Source organism: Mycobacterium sp. NGS48, from assembly GCF_059812585.1.
On the sequence record NZ_JCALCY010000003.1, the window covers coordinates 90,997 to 109,799 of the forward strand.

The following is an 18,803-nucleotide window of genomic DNA, read 5'->3' on the forward strand; positions in this document are numbered from 1 at the left end:
GGATAACTGGCCGCGGAAGCGCGGTGGGCGCTCCGCGGTGTCGGTGCCGTCACGCAGGGTGGCCGTATGACGACGTTGACGCGGACCCAGTTGGGAGCTCTCGGCGAACAGCTGGCCGTCGACCACTTGATTGGTTTGGGATTAGAGATCCTGGTCCGAAACTGGCGCTGCCGCTACGGCGAGCTGGATGTGATCGCCGCTGACCCGGCCGCGCGTGCGGTGGTCTTCGTCGAGGTCAAAACCCGCACGGGTGACGGTTTCGGCGGCTTGGCCTATGCGGTGACCGAGCAAAAAGTGCGCCGGCTGCGGCGGCTGGCCGCAATCTGGCTGGCCGGTCAGGGCCGCAGCTGGGCGGCGATCCGCATCGACGTGATCGGAGTGCGGATCGGTCGCCGGCGTACCCCGGAGATCACCCACCTGCAAGGAGTCGGCTGATGGCGCTGGGCCGTGCGTTCTCGGTCGCGGTGCGCGGGTTAGACGGCGAGATCGTGGAGATCGAAGCCGACATCAGCTCGGGCTTGCCGGGGGTGCACCTCGTCGGCCTCCCCGACGCGGCCCTACAGGAGTCGCGCGACCGAGTCCGGGCAGCGATCACCAACTGTGGCAACAGTTGGCCGCAGGCACGTCTCACGCTGGCGTTGTCACCGGCCACCCTGCCGAAAATGGGTTCGGTCTATGACATCGCGTTGGCGGCGGCGGTGCTGTCGGCGCAGCGCCAAACACCTTGGCAGCGGCTGGAGACGGTGGTCCTGCTGGGCGAGCTGGCGTTGGACGGCCGGGTGCGGCCGGTGCGCGGAGTACTGCCGGCCGTGCTGGCGGCGAAACGCGACGGCTGGCGAACCGTTGTAGTGCCCACGGAGAACTTGGCCGAGGCCAGCTTGGTCGACGGTATCGAGGTGTGGGGCCTGCGCACTCTGGGTCAGTTGCAAGCCTGGCTCGGGGGATCGGCGCGGCTGGACGAGCGGATCAGCGGCGCACTCCCGGTGCCGGAACCGTCGGCGGATCTGGCCGATGTGGTGGGACAGTCCCAAGCGCGCTTCGCCGTCGAGGTGGCCGCAGCCGGTGCACATCATCTCATGCTCACCGGGCCGCCCGGCGTCGGAAAAACAATGCTGGCTCAACGTCTTCCGGGTCTGTTGCCCACACTGTCAGACAGCGAGTCGCTGGAGGTCACCGCAATCCACTCGGTGGCCGGCCTGCTCTCGGATGCCACACCGCTGATCACCAGGCCACCGTTTGTGGCGCCGCATCACAGTTCCAGCGTCGCTGCGCTCGTCGGTGGGGGATCGGGCCTGGCCCGGCCCGGTGCTATCAGCCGCGCACACCGCGGGGTGCTGTTTCTCGACGAGTGTGCGGAGATCGGTGTCAGCGCACTGGAGGCGCTGCGAACGCCGTTGGAGGACGGCGAGATTCGGCTTGCCCGCCGCGACGGCGTGGCGCGCTACCCGGCCCGGTTCCAGCTGGTGCTGGCGGCCAACCCCTGCCCGTGTGCGCCGACGGACCCGCAGGATTGCATCTGCGCGGCGGCGGCCAAACGCCGCTACCTGGGCCGGCTGTCCGGGCCGCTGCTGGATCGCGTCGACCTGCGGGTCGAGATGCATTCCGTGCGCACCGCGGCGTTCTCGACGACGCAGGCCGAGTCGACGGCGCAGGTCCGCAACCGGGTAGCGGTGGCCCGCGGTGCGGCGGCTGAGCGCTGGCGGGCACACGGCTTTCACAGCAACGCCGAAGTCAGCGGACCGTTGCTGCGGCGGCGGTTCCGGCTCGGCACCACCGCGATGGAGCCGCTGCGCGCCGCCCTGGATCGCGGACTGCTGAGTGTCCGTGGCGTCGACCGCACCTTGCGCGTCGCGTGGACACTGGCTGATTTGGCCGGCCATGCATCTCCGGGGCTCGACGAGGTGGCCGCCGCGCTGAGCTTCCGCCAAGCCGGAGTGTCGCGATGAGCGATCCGACGCTGCGGGCTTGGGCATACCTGTCGCGCGTTGTCGACCCACCGTGCACCGAACTGGCCGGGCTGGTCGAACGTGTGGGGCCGCAGGAGGCCGCCGAACGGGTTCGACGTGGGCAAGTCGACGACACGTTGGCGCGGTTCACTGAAGCCAGGCGCGAAATCGACCGGGCTGCCGAGGATCTCGAACTGCTCGCCCGCCGTGGCGGGCGACTGCTCACACCCGCCGACGACGAGTGGCCGGTGCTGGCGTTCGCCGCATTCAGTGGCGCGGCCGCGGCGGCCAAACCGCAGGGCAGAGCGCCGATGGTGTTGTGGGTGGTCGGGCCACAGCGGCTGGACCAGGTCGCGCAGCGCGCGGCTGCCGTCGTCGGCACTCGTGCGTCCACCACATACGGCGAGTACGTGGCGGCTGATCTGGCAGCAGGACTGGCCGACCGCGACGTGGCGGTGGTATCGGGCGCTGCCTACGGGATCGACGGCGCGGCGCACCGGGCCGCGCTGGCCGCAGATGGCGTCACGGTCGCAGTCCTTGCCGGGGGCATCGATATCCCTTATCCGGCAGGGCATTCCGGACTGCTGCATCGCATCAGCAGACACGGGTTGCTGGTCACCGAATATCCACCAAGCGTGCGGCCTGCGCGGCACCGGTTTTTGACCCGCAACCGTCTGGTGGCAGCTTTCGCGAACGCAGCCGTCGTGGTGGAGGCCGGTTTACGCAGCGGCGCAGCGAGCACCGCCGCGTGGGCCAGGTCGCTGGGTCGGGTAGTTGGCGCGGTACCCGGGCCGGTGACCTCCTCGGTATCGGCGGGTTGCCATGTCCTGCTGCGCGACGGCGCCGAAGTGGTCACCCGTGCAGCCGACGTCGTCGAGTTGGTGGGCCGCATCGGCGAATTGGCATCCGAGCAGACCCGGCCGACCACAGCGCTGGACGGCCTCAGCGACATCGAACGCCACGTGTATGAAGCGCTGCCGGGTCGCGGCGCCGCCACGATCGACGAGATCGCAGTCACCGCGGGCCTGGCGCCCGCGCGGGCGCTGGGCCCGTTGGCGATCTTGGAGCTGGCCGGGCTGGCCGAGCGCCGCGAAGGCCGATGGCGCATCGTCCGTCAGGCGGCGCGGCTCGTATAGTCGACAAAGTGGCCGGTCGACCAGTGCACACCTTCGAAGTGGTGCGCAGCGAAGAAATCACTCCGCACATGGTCCGCGTGGTACTCGGTGGCAGCGGCTTCGACACCTTCACGCCCAGCGACTTCACCGACTCCTACGTCAAGCTGATATTCGTCGCCGACGACGTCGACGTGACCAGCCTGCCGCACCCGTTGACATTGGACAGCTTCGCCGAGCTGCCCGCCGAACGGCAGCCCGTCGTTCGCACCATGACCGTGCGCCGCGCCGACCCGGCGGCGCGCGAAATCGCCATCGACATCGTCGTGCACGGTGAACACGGGACAGCCGGGCTGTGGGCCGTCGGGGCCGAACCCGGGCAGCCGGCCTATCTGATGGGGCCCAGCGGCGCCTACGCTCCGGACCCGGCCGCCGATTGGCATCTGCTCGCCGGCGACGAATCAGCACTGCCGGCCATCAGCGTGGCGCTGGAAGCATTGCCGCCCAACGCCGTCGGCAAGGCGTTCATCGAAACCGCCGACCCCGAGGACGAGATTGCGCTGACCGCGCCCGAGGGTGTGTCGGTGAACTGGATCTACCGCGGTGGGCGTGCCGATCTGGTTCCCGAGGATCGCGCCGGTGACCACGCTCCGTTGATCGAGGCGGTCACGACCACGCAGTGGCTGCCAGGGCAGGTGCACGCGTTCGTGCACGGCGAAGCACAGGCCGTCATGCACAACCTGCGCCCCTACATCCGCAAAGAGCGTGAAGTCGACGCCAAATGGGCGTCGATCTCGGGTTACTGGCGGCGGGGCCGCACCGAAGAGACGTTTCGGCAGTGGAAGAAGGAGCTCGCCGCCAAAGAGGAAGCCGAAGGCGGAGGCTGATCGGCGGCTGGCATCCTCACTGTCATGGCATTCGGCGATTACCAGTTCGAGATCTACCTGCAAGGCCTGGCCGGGGTGGCGCCAAAGCTGCCGATGGGTTTCGCCGAATTAGAGGCCAAGGCGCATGCCGCCATGCCGCCGTCGGTGTGGTCGTACGTCGCCGGCGGTGCCGGCGACGAGCGCACCCAGCGGGCCAACTGCGAGGCCTTCGAGCGCTGGGGATTGATCCCACGGATGTTCGTCGGCGCCACGCAGCGCGACCTGTCCATCGAACTGTTCGGGATGACGCTGCCGTCGCCGATGTTCATGGCACCCATCGGTGTCATCGGGATCTGCGCTCAGGACGGCCACGGCGATTTGGCCACCGCCCGCGCGGCGGCGCGTACCGGCGTCCCGATGGTCACTTCCACGTTGACCGCCGACCCGCTGGAGGATGTCGCCGCCGAATTCGGTGGTACCCCTGGCTTTTTCCAGCTGTACACGCCGACCGACCGGGAACTCGCCGAAAGCCTGGTGCACCGCGCGGAGGCTGCCGGTTACCAGGGCATCATCGTCACGCTCGACACCTGGGTGCCCGGTTGGCGGCCGCGCGACTTGTCGACCGCCAATTTCCCTCAGCTGCGCGGACATTGCCTGAGCAATTACACCAGCGATCCGGTGTTCCGGGCCGGGCTGCAGCAGCCGCCGGAAGACGATCCGCGGGCCGTGGTGCTGCGCTGGGCGCAGCTCTTTGGTAATTCGCTTACCTGGGATGACCTTCCGTGGCTGCGCTCGCTGACCAGTCTGCCGCTGATCGTCAAGGGCATCTGCCACCCCGAGGATGCGCGTCGCGCCAAGGACGGCGGCGTCGACGGCATCTACTGCTCCACCCACGGCGGCCGGCAGGCCAACGGCGGACTGCCCGCGCTGGACTGCCTGGCGGCCGTCGTCGATGCCGCCGACGGCCTGCCGGTGCTGTTCGACTCGGGCATCCGCAGCGGCGCGGACATCGTCAAGGCGGTTGCGCTGGGCGCGACGGCGGTCGGCATCGGTCGTCCGTACGCCTACGGGTTGGCGCTCGGCGGCGTCGACGGCATCGTGCACGTACTGCGGGCGCTGCTGGCCGAGGCCGATCTGACCATGGCCGTCGACGGCTACCCGACACTGGCTGATCTGACGCGCGAGGCGCTGCGGCGCGTCAGCTGAGCCAGATGGTCGCGGTCTGCGACCGTGGGGGAGTGGAGACGGTCCTCGACGAGTTCGACGACTATTTGTCGCTGCAGCGCAATCGCTCGGCGCACACACGTCGTGCCTACCTGGGCGACTTGCGGTCGTTTTTCGCCTTCGCCGAGGAGCATGCGCCCGGATCCGGCCTGGCCGCGCTGACCCTGCCGTTGTTGCGGTCCTGGCTGGCCACCCAGGCCGGCGCAGGTGCAGCGCGCACGACACTGGCGCGCCGCACGTCGGCGGTCAAGACGTTCACTGCGTGGGCCGTGCGCGGTGGGCTGTTGACCGCCGACCCGGCCGAGCGACTGCAGATGCCCAAGGCGCATCGCACGTTACCGTCGGTGTTGCGCCAGGATCAGGCGCTGGCGGCCATGGCAGCTGCGAAATCCGGTTCGCAGCAAGGTGATCCACTAGCGTTGCGGGACCGGCTGATCGTCGAGTTGCTCTACGCCACCGGAGTCCGGGTCAGCGAGCTGTGCGGTTTGGACATCGACGACGTCGACACGGCGCATCGGCTGCTGCGCGTACTCGGCAAGGGTGACAAGCAGCGCACCGCGCCGTTCGGGGGTCCGGCGGCCGAGGCGGTGAACGTGTGGCTGGCCGAGGGGCGGCCTGCACTGGCCACTGCCGAGTCCGGGCCGGCGCTGTTGTTGGGCGCGCGGGGCCGCCGGCTCGACGTCCGTCAGGCCCGCACCGTCGTGCACCAGACCGTGTCTGCCGTGGCCGGCGCGCCCGACATGGGCCCGCACGGGCTGCGGCACAGCGCCGCCACCCACCTGCTCGAGGGCGGAGCTGACCTGCGTGTCGTGCAGGAGTTGCTCGGCCATTCCAGCCTGGCCACCACCCAGCTCTACACCCATGTCACGGTTGCTCGGCTGCGGGCCGTCCATGATCAGGCTCACCCGCGGGCCTGAGCGGCAAGCTTCTCGAACGTGAAGTTGGGTTCACCCCCGGCGTTGAAAGTGAACCTAACTTCACACTCGGCAACTAGCCGCGCAGCGGCTTGAGCCGGATCGGCGTCGACGCCAGCAGCCCGAGCGGGTCGACGTAGTCGGCTCGGGCCGCCCGGCCCCACATCGCGCCCCAATGCAGGCACGCTGCAGCCCCGCACCCCGGGTGGCCGGCCACCAATTCGCCGATCACCGTCGAGCTGGTCACCCGTTGACCGACCTGAACAGCCGCTCGGACCGGCTCGTAGCTGGTATGCAAGCCGCCCGGGTGGGCCAGCGACACCACCGGCCTACCGGCCAGCATCCCGGCGAACACCACCGTCGCGTTGCCCGCCGCGTACACCGGCTGACCGGCGACTCCGGCCAGGTCAACACCCCGATGCCCGGGATTCCAGTTCGGCGAGGGAGCATCGAAGCGGTGCACGACGGCCGGGGGCGGCCGCAGCGGCCACTGCAGCCGGACGTCATCGGCAACCGCCGGGGCAGCGCACAGCAGCGCAAAAAGCAGCGCCACAACACATCGCACCGGCCCAGTCCAATGCGCAGCGAGCGGGTCCGCCAGCCGGGCTGTGGACAAAGCACCTGCTTGAACCGTGTAAACTCGTCCGCGCAGCTCGCCCAAGCGGGCTGACTTCGCGTCTCTGCAGCCGAACGGATGCCGCGCGGTCCCGTCCTCAGGCGGGTCCGGCATCCCGCAGACACCAGGGCCCGGCTTCACCCGTCGCCGGGCGACAACCGACACAACATAAAGGCATAAGCATGGCCGTAGTAACCATGAAGCAGCTGCTGGACAGCGGCACCCACTTCGGGCATCAGACCCGTCGCTGGAATCCCAAGATGAAGCGGTTCATCTTCACCGACCGCAACGGCATCTACATCATCGACCTGCAGCAGACGCTGACGTTCATCGACAAGGCGTACGAGTTCGTCAAGGAGACCGTCGCCCACGGGGGCACGGTGTTGTTCGTCGGCACCAAGAAGCAGGCGCAAGAGTCCGTCGCCGCCGAGGCCACCCGAGTCGGGATGCCGTACGTCAACCAGCGCTGGCTGGGCGGCATGCTCACCAACTTCTCCACCGTGCACAAGCGGCTGCAGCGCCTCAAGGAGCTCGAGGCGATGGAGCAGACCGGCGGCTTCGAGGGTCGCACCAAGAAAGAAATCCTTGGTCTGACTCGGGAGAAGAACAAGCTGGAGCGCAGCCTGGGCGGTATCCGCGACATGGCGCGGGTGCCGTCGGCGGTTTGGGTCGTCGACACCAACAAGGAGCACATCGCCGTCGGTGAGGCCCGCAAGCTGGGCATTCCGGTGATCGCGATCCTGGACACCAACTGCGACCCCGACCAGGTCGACTACCCGATTCCGGGCAACGACGACGCGATCCGCTCGGCGGCGCTGTTGACCAAGGTGATCGCCTCGGCGGTGGCCGAGGGGCTGCAGGCGCGGGCCGGCGTGGGCCGCGGTGACGGCAAACCGGAAGCGGACTCGGCCGAGCCGCTGGCCGAGTGGGAGCAGGAGCTGCTGGCCAGTGCCACCGCGTCTGCGCCCGATGCCGCCGTTCCGTCGGAGACCACCACCGAGACCACCACGGAAGGCTGAGATGGCGAACTTCACCGCTGCCGACGTCAAGCGGCTTCGCGAGCTGACGGGCGCCGGCATGCTCGACTGCAAGAACGCGCTGGCCGAAACCGACGGCGACTTCGACAAGGCCGTCGAGGCGCTGCGGATCAAGGGCGCCAAGGATGTCGGCAAGCGCGCCGAGCGCGCGACCGCCGAAGGTCTGGTCGCCGCCAAGGACGGTGCGCTGATCGAGCTGAACTGTGAGACCGACTTCGTCGCCAAGAACGCCGAGTTTCAGCAGCTGGCCAACGAGGTAGTAAGCGCTGCCGTCGCCGCCAAAGCTGCCGATGTCGAGGCGCTCAAGAGCGCGCAGGCCGGGGACAGGACCGTCGAGCAGGCCATTGCCGAGCTGTCGGCCAAGATCGGCGAGAAGCTCGAGTTGCGCCGGGTCGCGTTCTTCGACGGCACCGTGGAGACCTACCTACACAAGCGGTCGGCCGACCTGCCGCCGGCGGTGGGCGTGCTGGTGGAGTACACGGGCTCGGACACCGAGGCCGCGCACGCGGCCGCGCTGCAGATCGCGGCGCTCAAGGCCCGCTACCTGTCCCGCGACGACGTGCCCGAAGACGTCGTAGCCAGCGAACGCCGCATCGCGGAGGAGACCTCGCGCGCCGAGGGCAAGCCCGAGCAGGCACTGCCCAAGATCGTGGAGGGCCGGCTGGGCGGATTCTTCAAGGATGTCGTGCTGCTGGAGCAGCCGTCGGTGTCCGACAACAAGAAGACGGTCAAAGCCCTGCTCGACGAGGCTGGTGTCACCGTGACGCGATTCGTCCGCTTCGAGGTGGGTCAGCAGTAGCATCAGCCGGATGCGACACGTACACGCATTTGGCGACGATGCCCTCGGCGATCTCGACGCGGTTGCACTGGCTGAGGCCATCCAGTCCGGCAGAGTTTCTCGCGCCGAGGTCATCGAAGCTGCCATCGCCCGCACCGAGGCGGTCAACCCGGTCCTGAACGGCTTGGCGTATGAGGCATTCGACCGCGCACGGGCCGAAGCGTCCGCGTCGCCGAAGAATGGTTTTTTCAGCGGCGTGCCGACGTTCGTCAAAGACAACGTCGATATGGCCGGCATGCCGACCATGCAGGGCACCGACGCGTGGGACCCCCGCCCGGCCGCCGTCGACGGCGCGTTCGCGCAGATGTATCTCGCCACCGGGCTGAACCCGCTGGGCAAAACCCAGTTGAGCGAATTCGGATTCAGCGCCGCCGCCGAGCATCCCCGGCTGGGCGCGGTCCGCAACCCATGGAACACCGACCACACCGCCGCCGCGTCCTCGTCGGGGTCGGCGGCGTTCGTCGCCGCCGGGGTGGTGCCGATCGCGCACGCCAACGACGGCGGCGGCTCCATCCGTATTCCGGCGTCCTGCAACGGCCTGGTGGGTCTCAAGCCGTCCCGCGGCCGATTGCCGCTGGACAACGACTTCCGCCAGATGCCGGTGCGCATCGTCTACAACGGCGTGGTGACCCGTTCGGTACGCGACACCGCCGCCTTCTACCGGGAGGCCGAACGCATCTGGCCCAACCGCAAGCTGTCGGCGGTCGGCAATGTGACCGGCCCCGCCAAGCGGCGGTTGAAGCTCGCAGTCGTCACCCAGTCGATCGGCCGGGAAGCCAGCCCGGAAGTGCGCGAGCTGACATTGAAGACCGCGGCCCTGCTGGAGGGACTCGGCCATCGGGTGGAATACGTCGAAAACCCGCCGGTGCCAGCCTCTTTCGCCGATGACTTCCTGCTGTACTGGGCGTTCTTGTCTACCGCGCTGGTGCGGCGGGGGAGGCGCGTATTCGGCCCCTCGTTCGACCGCACCCGGCTGGACAACTTGACGCTGGGGCTGGATCACTACGCCAGCCGCCGCCTGCACCGGCTGCCGCTGGCTATCGCCCGGCTAAAGGCTTCGCCGCGGCGCAGCGCTCGGTTCTTCCGCAGCTACGACGCGTTGTTGACGCCGACGCTGGCCACCGAGACTCCCGGCGTCGGGCACCTTGACCCGACCGCGGACTATCAGCAGATCATCGACCGGCTGATGGAGTGGGTCGCGTTCACACCGCTACAGAACGCCACCGGTGATCCGGCGATCTCGTTGCCACTGGCCCAAACCGCCAACGGTTTACCGCAGGGCATGATGTTCTCGGCGGCGCGCGGTGCGGAGGCCCGCTTGCTGGAGTTGGCCTACGAGCTCGAAGAAGCGCGGCCGTGGGCGGCTATCCAGGCCGGCGGGGGCTGACGGCGCCGGCGCTAGTCGGATCCCAGCGCGTCGAGCATCCGTTTGAACTCACGCTGCTCGGACGTTGACAGCTTGCTCAGAATGCGCGCGTCGGCTTCGCGCACTGCCGCCTCGGCGCGCTTGAGCAGCGCCCGGCCGGCGCCGGTCAGGGTGGCCGGCAGCGCTCGCCCGGACGGCACTGTTGCCGGCCTGGCCACCACCTCGACGTCTTCGAGCTTGCGCAGCACAGTGTTCATCGCCTGCGGTGTGACGTTGGTCTGCCGCGCCAAGTCGGCGCTGGACATCCCCGGGTACATGGAAAGTATTCGCATGCAGACGAATTCGGGCAGTGTCAGTTCGAGGGGGCGCAGTACCGCGGTTACCTCCGGACGGAGTGCGGCGCCCACCCGGTACAGCAGATAGCCGAGTGGTGCATCGTCGATCCGTCCCATGTCAACCATCTTGACATATATCAGGCTGGTTGATATACCGGACGGTATGACTGAAACCAAGAATTTCGATTTCGACTTCGATCCCGCCTACCGCGGCGAGGCCGCCCAGTTCGGCGCGGGTGTCCGACCGCCGTGGAGTCTCGGCGAGCCGCAGCCGGAGATCGCGGCGCTGATCGAGGCGGGCAAAATCCGGGGCGATGTGCTCGATGCCGGCTGCGGTGAGGCCGCGCTGGCCCTGCACCTGGCGGCATCGGGACACAACACGGTCGGGTTGGACGCCTCGCCGACCGCGATCGAGTTGGCCAGGGCCGAGGCCGCCAAGCGTGGATTGACCAACGCCTCCTTCGAGGTCGCCGACATCTCGGCCTTCACCGGCTATGACGGTCGGTTCGACACGATCGTCGACAGCACGCTGTTTCATTCGATGCCGGTGGAGCTGCGCGACGGATACCAGCGCTCCATCGTGCGTGCCGCTGCTCCCGGTGCGGCGTATTTCGTGCTGGTCTTCGACCGGGCGGGCATGCCGGACAGCCCGGCCAATCCGGTCACCGAGGATGAGTTGCGCGACGTGGTCTCCAAGTACTGGGTTATCGACGAAATCCGGGCCGCCCGGATACACGCCAATTTCCCCGACGGCGCTTCCGCCGAGTTTCCGGTGGTGGATCTGCGCGACGAGGGCAACGGGCGCAAGTCGGTGGCGGGCTGGTTGCTCTCCGCACACCTCGGCTGAGCGGCGGCGGGTCACAACCGCAGCAATTGGCTGAACTCGTCGAGGTGCGCCCACACGTCGAGCGGTCCGGCGTAGATCGCCGCCGCGCCGGCGTGTTCTAGTGCCTCGCGGGCGATTCCGCCGCTGAGCACCGCTGCGGTCGGGACCCCGGCGCGCCGGCCCGCCTGCACATCCCACACCGTGTCGCCGAGAAAGACGGCCTGCGACGGTTGTGCCCCGACACACTCCAGTGCGCTGGCGACGATGTCAGGTTCCGGCTTGGCCCGGTCAGCGTCAGCGGCCGACGTCACGGCGGCCACCAGGTCTTCCGCGTCGAGGACGCTGCGCAGCAGAGCAAGCTCGTCTTCACCGGCGGACGTGGCGAGTACCGCGCGCCAGCCCTGTTCTGCGATCGCCTCGAGCAACTCGCGCGCACCAGGCAGCAGGCGCAGCGTCGACCCGCTGTCGAGGAAGTAGCGGGTGTGTGACTTCTCGACCTGTGCGCCGTGGGCGTCGGCCAACTCGTCGCCCAGCAGAATGCGCACGAGTTCAGAACCTGAGCGGCCGATGAGTCCGTGGATGCGCCAGCAGGGCACCTCTTTGCCGATGTCGAGAAAGGCGCGATGCCAGGCGACGACGTGGTGAAAGTTGGAATCGACCAACGTGCCGTCGACGTCGAACAAGACAGCCGGTTTATCACCGGCGCCGCTGTCACGCGCCGGCTCGACCTGGGCGGGTTGCGCCATTACGAACAATCCTTCCGTGGGTGGTGGGCCGCTACTGGGTACCCCGTCGGCGGCCGGCCGACGCGGCCGGTAGCCGGTCGGGGATTGCCGCGCCCCGACATCGGGTAACCGGCGTGCGAAACCCGACTCGAGGAGTGGCAGTGGGCGACGTGGCGGACATGGCCAAGCGGGCGCGTCAGGAAGCAGATGCGTATCGCGGAGACAGTTCCCGGCCGTTGGGCGGCTATCTGGTGGTTCTCGTCGTCTACGGGACGGTCGTCGCGCTCAGCGCGGTGATGGCCGCGGTCACCGGCCGCCGGTTGCCCGAACGGTGGCGGACTCAGGATCTGCTGACGGTGATGTGCGGCACCCATAAGCTGTCCCGCGCTCTGACCAAGGACGCGGTGACCAGCCCGCTGCGGGCTCCGTTCGCCCACTATGCCGGCACCGGCGGTCCCGCCGAGGTGCAGGAGGAAACGCGGCACTCCAGCCAATTGCGGCACAGCCTGGGCGAATTGCTTACGTGCCCGTTCTGCCTGGACATGTGGGTGGCCACCGGATTCGTCATCGGGCTGATTTTCGCGCCGAGATTCACCCGCTTGGTAGCCGGAAGTTTCACCGCGCTGGCGGGGGCTGACTTTTTGCAGCTCGCGTACGCAATGGCCCAGCAGTCCGCGGAGGGTTGAGGAGGCGAGGAGGTCAGTCATGCCCAAGACAACGAAGGGCGGCAAACCCAAGCAGGGCGAGTTGCCGAGCACTTTGCAACGTTCCGGCGCCAAGGCGCAGCGTACGTTCGCCAAGGCGCACGACGCGGCCGCCAAAGAGTATGGCAGCGAGCAGCGCGCCCACCGCGTCGCCTATTCGGCTCTCAAGCACAGCTTCGAAAAAGTCGGCGATCGTTGGTTGCCCAAGAAGAAGAAGGGCCCGTCGGACAAGCGCGCCGAGCGCGGCGGCCTGCGTAACCCGATCCCGTCGGAGGAAGGCGTTGATGCCAACGCCAGCAAGAAGCACCTGCTTGACGTCGCCCGTCGCCTCGATGTCCGCGGGCGGTCCACGATGAGCAAGTCGGAACTCGTCGACGCGATCAAAAAGCACAACCGTCGTGCCCGGGGCCGGTGAGCAGCCGGCGCGCTACCGGCTGGCCCGGGCATCGGGCGAAATTCTGTTGTGGTGGGTGGTCACCGCCGTTGTCTGGCTGGCGACGCTGAGTTCCCGCACGCCCGCCGAATTGGTGGTGATGGTGGTGTGCACACTGCCCTGTGCGGTGGCTGCGCGGGCGGCGCGACAAGCCAACGGGGGCTATTGGCGGTTCCGAATCGGCTGGGTCCGTTGGGTTGCCGCGGTGGCGTGGGCCGTGCCGGTACAAACGATCCAAGCCTGGGGGTATGCGCTCAAAGCGCTTCCCACCGTCCCGGTCGGGCGCCGGCGCGGCGTGATCAGTGCTGTGGTGTTGCCGGCCGAAGCCGAGCCCGTGGCGGCGGCGCGCCGCGCGGCGGCGGTATTGGCATTCGCCACGACGCCGGGAACGGTTGTGCTCGACAGTGATCCATCCGATCAGACCGTGCTACTGCACCGAGTCCGGCCGCGACCTGACCGGCTGACGGCGGCGGTGCAGCGATGACGGCGGGCGAACTCGCCGCAGTGCTGGTGTTGCTCGGCGTGGTCGTGCCCGGCGCGTGGATGGCTTCCCGCGGTAAACCGCATGCCCGGTTGGTAGGACTGGAGTTCGCCAGTGTCGGTGCGACCATCACCGTGATGTTGATTGCCGTTGGGTGGCAACGCGATTTGGATCTGATTGTGGCGCTGACGCTGGCGGTGGTGACGTTGCCGGGCACGCTGGTGTTCACCCGGCTGCTGGCGGGTAAGTCGTGATCGCCTGGGTGCTGGTTTTCACCGGCGTCGCGGTGATGGTGTGCTCGGCGCTGGGGGCGGCGGCGCTGCCGCGGGTGTTCGACCGGCTGCACCTGCTGACCGCGACCACATCGTTGGGGGTGCCGCTGATCGGTGTGGGACTGATCGTGTCGCAGGGCCTCTCGGAGCCGTCGGCGATGATCGCCGTGACGGTCGTGCTCGTCGTGGTCAGCTCCCCGGTGATATCAGCGGCGACGGCTCGCTTGACGGCACAACATGAGCGACTGGTGGATCAGGACTCGCCGTCATGACTCTTCTGCTGTCGGTTGTCGTGACACTGGTCGGGGTGATGGGAACGGTCGTGGCGCTGACCGACCGGCCGGAGCGCCAGGCGATACCGCTGTCGGTGTTCGGGCTTGTGCTCACAGTGCTTTTCGTGGTTCTACAAGCCCCCGATGTCGCGTTGTCGCAATTGGCAATCGGTGGCGTCGTCGTTCCGCTGATGGTCATGTTGACCCTGCGGGCGGTCCGTCGGCAGGCCTCCGATACTGACGAGCCCAGACAGCAGGAGACGGCACCGTGAGTCGCGGCCTGCGCACCGCATTGTTCCTTGCCGGGGCCGCCGGGCTGGGCATCCTGATGTGGCTGAGCTTCGCCCAGCTGCCGCCGTTCGGCCAAAACCAGCACCTATCCCGGGATCTGGCTGTGCCGGCCGCAATTTCACGGGCCACAGCCAATGTCGTCGCGTCGGTCAACTTCGACCAGCGTGCCCTGGACACGCTGGGGGAGGAGACGATTCTGCTCGGTTCGGTGACCGGGGTGATGGCTCTGTTGCGCCCGGCCATCGAAGAGCGTGAATACCAATCGTCGGGCCGCCGCACGGCGCTGGACGCAACTCGCCTGGTCGGTTATCTGATGCTGCCGGTGACCATCGCGTTAGGCATCGACATCGTCGTGCACGGCCATCTCACCCCGGGCGGCGGGTTCCAGGGCGGGGTGGTGCTGGCCGCCGGGTTGCACCTGCTGTACATCACCGGCAGTTTCCGGGCGCTGGATCGGCTGCGGCCGGTCAATGCGTTCGACATCGGAGAGGCTCTGGGCGCCGCGGCTTTCGTGGCGATCGGGTTGGCGGGGCTGGTCTTCGGCGGCGTTTTCCTGGCGAACCTGCTGCCCACCGGAAAGCTGGGTAACCTGCTGTCGTCCGGCTCGGTGCCGCTGCTCAACCTTGCTGTCGGCGTGGAGGTTGCCTGCGGGATGACGGTGCTGCTGGCGCAATTTCTGGCCCAGGAGATCACCGTCGCCAAGCGGGGTGACAGCACGTGAGCGTCTACCCATATTGCGTGGCCGGCTGGCTGGTGCTGCTCGGTGCGCTCGGAGTCATGCGCAGCCGCAACCTGATTCACGCCGTGGTATGCCTGTCGATCGCTCAATCCGGAACCTATGTGCTGCTGCTGGCGATCGGATACCAACGTGGTGCGGCGCCCCCGATCTTCGCCGGCTCGAAGCCGCCGGCGCCGGCCGATGTCGTCGATCCCGTCGTCCAGGCGATGACGCTGACCGACATCGTCATCCAGGCGACTGTCACCGCGCTGTTGCTGGCGCTGGCCATTCAGATCCACAAACGGCACGGCACCCTGGATCCCGACGAACTGTCGGCGCTGAGGGGCTGAGCCGGCCGTGCAGACAACCGCGGCCATGCTGTTGCCGCTACTGGTCGCGGTTCCCATCGTTGCGGGGTGCCTGCTGCTTGCGCTGGGCGGACGGGTATCCGGAGCGACAGCCACCTGGCTGACATTGGCCGTGTCGCTCGCGGCGGCCGCGGTCGCAGGGTTCGCGACGGTGGCGGCCGGTCAGCACATGGTGGTCACCTGGATCGGCGGCTGGTCCATGCAGGGCCGCACGACGGTCGGAATCGCACTCGCCGCGGACCCGCTGTCTGCGGGCATGGCCACGCTGGTGAGCCTGCTGATGGCTTGCGCGGCGCTCTATAGCCGGTTGGGGCTGGATGAGGCCGGACCGCGCTTCGACGCGCTGATGCTGCTCTTTCTGGCCGCGATGAACGGTTTCGTGCTGGCAACGGACTTGTTCAACCTCTTTGTATTTCTCGAACTGATGGGCGCGGTGGCGTATGCGTTGACCGGCATCAAGATCGAAGACAAGTCGGCGATCCAGGGTGCGCTCAACTTCGGCATCATCCAATCGCTTTCGGCGTGCCTTTCGCTGGTGGGCATCGCGATTCTCTACGCCCAGACGGGCCAGCTCGGCATGGCTCAGGCCGGGATAGCGCTGGGCCAGGGGGCGCCGAGGACGGCCACCGTCGCGGCCTTCGTGCTGATTCTCGCCGGTCTTCTGGTGAAGGCCGCCATTGTGCCGCTGCATTTCTGGTTGGCGGACGCGCACGCCGTCGCACCGGCCGGCGTATGCGTGCTGTTCTCCGGCGTCATGGTCGAACTCGGCCTGTACGGGATGTGGCGGGTGTATTGGGTGACGTTCGCCGACGCGCTGCCGCGGACTGCGGTCATGCACACGTTCATGGCGGTGGGCGTGCTGACTGCGGTGGTCGGCGCGGTGATGTGCGTGCTGCAGCGCCATCTCAAGCGGCTGCTGGCCTATTCGACGATCGGCCACATGGGCTTGTTTCTGGTGGCTGCCGCGACCCTGCGGCCCGACGCGGTCAGCGGAGCGGCGGTCTACGTGGTGGGCCATGCCGGGGCGAAATCAGCACTGTTTCTGATCGTGGGGATCTTGCTCGACCGCCACCAGACGGTCGACGAGCTGGAGTTGTCCGGTCGCGGACGCGGCCAGCATCTGTTGGCGGCGCTGTATCTGGTGGCGACGCTGGCGCTGGCCGGTCTGCCGCCGTTCGGCACTGCGCTGGGAAAGTCGTTGTGCGAGGAAGCCGTTGGTGCCGGATGGGGTTCGGCGTTGTTCCTGGCGATTTCGGCGATGACCGGCGGTGCGGTGTTGCGCGCCGGAGTGCGCTGCTTCACGAGGTGGGGCAACGGCGCCGACGCGCCCCCCGATGCATCGGAGGCGACCAAAGGGGAGGAGGAACCGGACACGGTGTTGCGCCGGATACCGCCGAGCATGTATGTCCCGATCGGCGTGCTGCTGCTGGGCTGCCTCGCAGTCGGCATAGTGCCCCGTGCCGGCGAGGCCGCAGATGCCGCGGGCCGAGGATTCGTCGACACCACCGGCTATGTCGCGGCCATCCTCGGACGCTCGAGTGCCGCCGGGCCGACCGGTCCGGCGCCCGGCTGGACGGCCACCGGCGTGATCCTTGCCGTCATCGGAGTGTTGGCCGCGGCCGGCGTAGCGGCTATCGCGTTGCGGAGCAACGGCTCAGCACTGCCGTGTGCCACGGCGGCGGTGACCCGGCCGGGTGTCGTCGCGCTACGGAGAGCGCACTCCGGCCATGTCGGCGATTACGTCGCGTGGATGTTCGCTGCGCTGACCGTGTTGGCGGCGGTGCTGGGCTTGCAGCTGCGGTAGCTCACTCGCCAAAGCCTTGCGGTGGAGCAGCCACCGACACGGGGACGGGGGGACCTGCACCAAGGCTGCTCGCGGCAAAGGCCGCTCCCTGGTCAATCACCGCGCCGTCGTCTGCGTAGGTTTTGTGGGCAGAAAAATTCATCCCGTCAGAGCAGACCGGGTCCTCGGTGGCGCACACCTTGATGGTCTTGCCCTGATACGCCGGGCCGATGACGACCGGCGGCTCACCGAGGAAGTTCATGGCGCGAACATTGGGCGTTCCGAACAAGACGACCGAGGCGACGTGGTTGGCCACGGCGGGGTCCAGTGGTTTGGGGACGGTCGCCGGATCGACGCCATCGGGGACTGCAGCCGAGGTGACAAACCCCATCACGGCCGCGCCCTGGGAGTAACCGCCGAGCACCATCTTGGTCTGCGGACAGCTGTTCGCCGTGGAAAGGACGTGCGCGCCGGCATCTCTGATCCCGTCGACACCGGTATCCCACTGTTCGCTGGCGGGATAGTTGACCGGATATACGTCGAACGACCGTGGGCCAACGCGCTGCTGCAGGTTGTCGACGAACGCCTGCCCAACCGGGCCGACGCCCGGATCGTCCCCCGTGCCGCGGGCGAACACCACCTGGACGTCGGGGCACGGCTGTGCGGAAGCGGTGGGAATAGCAGAGTCAGAAAGGAACCAAGCGCTGAGGCCCCACGCGGCGACTGCCGCAGGGCCAAGGAATCGGACGAGGTGACGTGCAATCATGCCGCAGGAGGTGCCCACCGGATCGCACCGTCAAACCAGAAAATATTTGGGCACTAATGCCCGCCTACCACCCGGCTTCGACACAGGCGTCGGCGGGTACTCCAGCGGACGAGTTTCGTCGGGACGCGACAGGTAAGGACGGTGTCGCCGATGGAGAACCATCTCAATGCGAAGTCCGGTCAGACCCCGGCTGCCGGCTCGTCAGAGCCGATGCTGGACGCGCTCACGCCGGACGAACTGAGTGCCGCTCAGTCGGTCATCGCCTCGGGTGAGCCGCAACGCGTCGGCAGGTTCTGGTTCTTCCTCGACGGGCAGCGTTGGGAGTGGTCGGATGCGGTCGCACGCATGCACGGCTACCAGCCGGGAACGGTGGCACCCACCACGGAACTGTTGCTGCAGCATAAGCATCCCGACGACCGGCAGCGAGTCGCTGCTGTGTTGGGTCGAGTGCTCTCCGGCGAACCGTTTTGCAGCCGTCATCGCATCATTGACACCGCCGGACGCACGCACTGGGTGGTGGTCGTGGGCGACGTGCTGTACGGCGAAGCGGGCGCGGCTACCGGCACGACCGGGTTTTACGTCGATGTCACCGAGTCACTGCAGTCGAATATCAGCACTGCCCTTTCCGAAATCGCGTCGTCGCGCGCCCAAATCGAGCAGGCCAAGGGCGTACTGATGGTGGCCCATGGCATCTCCGCGGAGCGGGCGTTCGACATCTTGGTCTGTCGCTCACAAGAAACCAACATCAAGGTCCGCGATCTTGCTGGCCGCTTTCTCTCGGCCATCGCCGGCAATGTGTCGATCGATTCGGTGGGCCATGTCGACCATGCCCTGTTCACCGTCGGATAGCTGATGACGCTCGTATCCGTCGTGGTTCACGCGGCAGATGAATGACGTGGGGCCACGACGC

Annotated in this window: 23 protein-coding genes and 1 pseudogene; 20 read left to right on the forward strand and 4 right to left on the reverse strand. The window is 67.9% G+C overall.

Translation table 11 applies throughout. The annotated features are described in order from the left end of the window. Positions 1-66 precede the first annotated feature (66 nt). Genes AC5Y42_RS07270 through AC5Y42_RS07295 form a run of 6 tightly spaced genes read left to right on the forward strand, consistent with a single transcriptional unit; the run spans position 67 to position 6,065 of the window. A complete protein-coding gene (locus tag AC5Y42_RS07270) occupies positions 67-435 on the forward strand; it encodes a YraN family protein (protein WP_499896936.1) in 369 nt (122 codons plus the stop codon). Further along, positions 435-1,946 carry a YifB family Mg chelatase-like AAA ATPase gene (locus AC5Y42_RS07275; protein WP_499896937.1) on the forward strand — a complete coding sequence of 504 codons (1,512 nt, stop codon included), beginning with the start codon at positions 435-437 and terminating at the stop codon, positions 1,944-1,946. Before AC5Y42_RS07270 ends, AC5Y42_RS07275 begins: the two co-directional genes overlap by 1 nt. Continuing rightward, positions 1,943-3,082 carry a DNA-processing protein DprA gene (dprA, locus tag AC5Y42_RS07280; RefSeq protein WP_499896939.1) on the forward strand — a complete coding sequence of 380 codons (1,140 nt, stop codon included), beginning with the start codon at positions 1,943-1,945 and terminating at the stop codon, positions 3,080-3,082. Before AC5Y42_RS07275 ends, dprA begins: the two co-directional genes overlap by 4 nt. An 8-nt stretch (positions 3,083-3,090) precedes the next feature. After that, entirely contained in the window at positions 3,091-3,945 is an 855-nt protein-coding gene (locus tag AC5Y42_RS07285) for a siderophore-interacting protein (protein ID WP_499896940.1), read from the forward strand. A 24-nt stretch (positions 3,946-3,969) separates the two neighbouring features. Beyond that, positions 3,970-5,130, forward strand: coding sequence for an alpha-hydroxy-acid oxidizing protein (locus tag AC5Y42_RS07290; protein ID WP_499896942.1), 1,161 nt, complete (start codon positions 3,970-3,972; stop codon positions 5,128-5,130). A 32-nt stretch (positions 5,131-5,162) separates the two neighbouring features. Next, positions 5,163-6,065 (forward strand): tyrosine recombinase XerC, encoded by a 903-nt coding sequence (locus AC5Y42_RS07295; protein ID WP_499897541.1) that lies wholly within the window; start codon positions 5,163-5,165, stop codon positions 6,063-6,065. Between the two features lie 82 nt (positions 6,066-6,147). Here AC5Y42_RS07295 and AC5Y42_RS07300 read toward each other — a convergent pair. Then, positions 6,148-6,603, reverse strand: a pseudogene (locus AC5Y42_RS07300) (M23 family metallopeptidase); the annotation flags it as partial. A 257-nt stretch (positions 6,604-6,860) separates the two neighbouring features. On the opposite strand from AC5Y42_RS07300, the gene rpsB reads away from it, so the two are divergent. From rpsB to AC5Y42_RS07315, 3 genes are read left to right on the forward strand one after another with little or no spacing between them, the layout of a single operon-like run. Beyond that, positions 6,861-7,697 carry a 30S ribosomal protein S2 gene (gene rpsB / locus AC5Y42_RS07305; RefSeq protein WP_499896943.1) on the forward strand — a complete coding sequence of 279 codons (837 nt, stop codon included), beginning with the start codon at positions 6,861-6,863 and terminating at the stop codon, positions 7,695-7,697. Between the two features lies 1 nt (position 7,698). Then, positions 7,699-8,514 (forward strand): translation elongation factor Ts, encoded by an 816-nt coding sequence (tsf, locus tag AC5Y42_RS07310; protein ID WP_499896944.1) that lies wholly within the window; start codon positions 7,699-7,701, stop codon positions 8,512-8,514. A gap of 10 nt (positions 8,515-8,524) precedes the next feature. After that, on the forward strand, positions 8,525-9,940 hold the full coding sequence (locus AC5Y42_RS07315) for an amidase (RefSeq protein WP_499896948.1): 1,416 nt from the start codon (positions 8,525-8,527) through the stop codon (positions 9,938-9,940). 11 nt (positions 9,941-9,951) lie between these two features. Here the strand turns inward: AC5Y42_RS07315 and AC5Y42_RS07320 are convergent, their stop codons facing one another. After that, on the reverse strand, positions 9,952-10,371 hold the full coding sequence (locus AC5Y42_RS07320; RefSeq protein ID WP_499896949.1) for a MarR family winged helix-turn-helix transcriptional regulator: 420 nt from the start codon (positions 10,369-10,371) through the stop codon (positions 9,952-9,954). 46 nt (positions 10,372-10,417) lie between these two features. On the opposite strand from AC5Y42_RS07320, the gene AC5Y42_RS07325 reads away from it, so the two are divergent. Beyond that, a complete protein-coding gene (locus AC5Y42_RS07325) occupies positions 10,418-11,101 on the forward strand; it encodes a class I SAM-dependent methyltransferase (RefSeq protein WP_499896950.1) in 684 nt (227 codons plus the stop codon). Positions 11,102-11,112: 11 nt separating this feature from the next. Here the strand turns inward: AC5Y42_RS07325 and AC5Y42_RS07330 are convergent, their stop codons facing one another. After that, a complete protein-coding gene (locus tag AC5Y42_RS07330; protein WP_499896952.1) occupies positions 11,113-11,826 on the reverse strand; it encodes an HAD family hydrolase in 714 nt (237 codons plus the stop codon). A gap of 158 nt (positions 11,827-11,984) precedes the next feature. On the opposite strand from AC5Y42_RS07330, the gene AC5Y42_RS07335 reads away from it, so the two are divergent. Genes AC5Y42_RS07335 through AC5Y42_RS07375 form a run of 9 tightly spaced genes read left to right on the forward strand, consistent with a single transcriptional unit; the run spans position 11,985 to position 17,148 of the window. Beyond that, on the forward strand, positions 11,985-12,491 hold the full coding sequence (locus tag AC5Y42_RS07335; RefSeq protein WP_499897543.1) for a DUF1360 domain-containing protein: 507 nt from the start codon (positions 11,985-11,987) through the stop codon (positions 12,489-12,491). 19 nt (positions 12,492-12,510) lie between these two features. Next, on the forward strand, positions 12,511-12,924 hold the full coding sequence (locus tag AC5Y42_RS07340) for a ChaB family protein (RefSeq protein WP_499896953.1): 414 nt from the start codon (positions 12,511-12,513) through the stop codon (positions 12,922-12,924). Next, positions 12,908-13,426, forward strand: coding sequence for a hypothetical protein (locus AC5Y42_RS07345; RefSeq protein WP_499896954.1), 519 nt, complete (start codon positions 12,908-12,910; stop codon positions 13,424-13,426). The genes AC5Y42_RS07340 and AC5Y42_RS07345 overlap by 17 nt, the downstream gene beginning before the upstream one ends. After that, positions 13,423-13,677: a hypothetical protein gene (locus AC5Y42_RS07350; protein WP_499896955.1), complete on the forward strand. Its 255-nt coding sequence runs from the start codon at positions 13,423-13,425 to the stop codon at positions 13,675-13,677. The genes AC5Y42_RS07345 and AC5Y42_RS07350 overlap by 4 nt, the downstream gene beginning before the upstream one ends. Then, on the forward strand, positions 13,674-13,967 hold the full coding sequence (locus tag AC5Y42_RS07355) for a monovalent cation/H(+) antiporter subunit G (RefSeq protein ID WP_499896957.1): 294 nt from the start codon (positions 13,674-13,676) through the stop codon (positions 13,965-13,967). Before AC5Y42_RS07350 ends, AC5Y42_RS07355 begins: the two co-directional genes overlap by 4 nt. Next, entirely contained in the window at positions 13,964-14,239 is a 276-nt protein-coding gene (locus AC5Y42_RS07360; RefSeq protein WP_499896959.1) for a DUF4040 domain-containing protein, read from the forward strand. The genes AC5Y42_RS07355 and AC5Y42_RS07360 overlap by 4 nt, the downstream gene beginning before the upstream one ends. Beyond that, complete coding sequence (locus AC5Y42_RS07365; protein WP_499896961.1) at positions 14,236-14,979, forward strand: MnhB domain-containing protein; 744 nt, start codon at positions 14,236-14,238, stop codon at positions 14,977-14,979. The genes AC5Y42_RS07360 and AC5Y42_RS07365 overlap by 4 nt, the downstream gene beginning before the upstream one ends. Further along, the gene (locus AC5Y42_RS07370; protein ID WP_499896962.1) at positions 14,976-15,326 is read left to right on the forward strand and encodes a sodium:proton antiporter; all 351 of its coding nucleotides are present in this window, start codon (positions 14,976-14,978) and stop codon (positions 15,324-15,326) included. Before AC5Y42_RS07365 ends, AC5Y42_RS07370 begins: the two co-directional genes overlap by 4 nt. Positions 15,327-15,333: 7 nt before the next feature. Further along, complete coding sequence (locus tag AC5Y42_RS07375) at positions 15,334-17,148, forward strand: complex I subunit 5 family protein (RefSeq protein ID WP_499896964.1); 1,815 nt, start codon at positions 15,334-15,336, stop codon at positions 17,146-17,148. 1 nt (position 17,149) lies between these two features. On the opposite strand, the gene AC5Y42_RS07380 is transcribed toward AC5Y42_RS07375, so the two are convergent. Next, a complete protein-coding gene (locus AC5Y42_RS07380; protein WP_499896965.1) occupies positions 17,150-17,911 on the reverse strand; it encodes a cutinase family protein in 762 nt (253 codons plus the stop codon). 192 nt (positions 17,912-18,103) lie between these two features. Here AC5Y42_RS07380 and AC5Y42_RS07385 point away from each other — a divergent pair, with 192 nt between their 5' ends. Beyond that, positions 18,104-18,742 carry a PAS and ANTAR domain-containing protein gene (locus AC5Y42_RS07385; RefSeq protein WP_499897545.1) on the forward strand — a complete coding sequence of 213 codons (639 nt, stop codon included), beginning with the start codon at positions 18,104-18,106 and terminating at the stop codon, positions 18,740-18,742. Positions 18,743-18,803 lie beyond the last annotated feature (61 nt).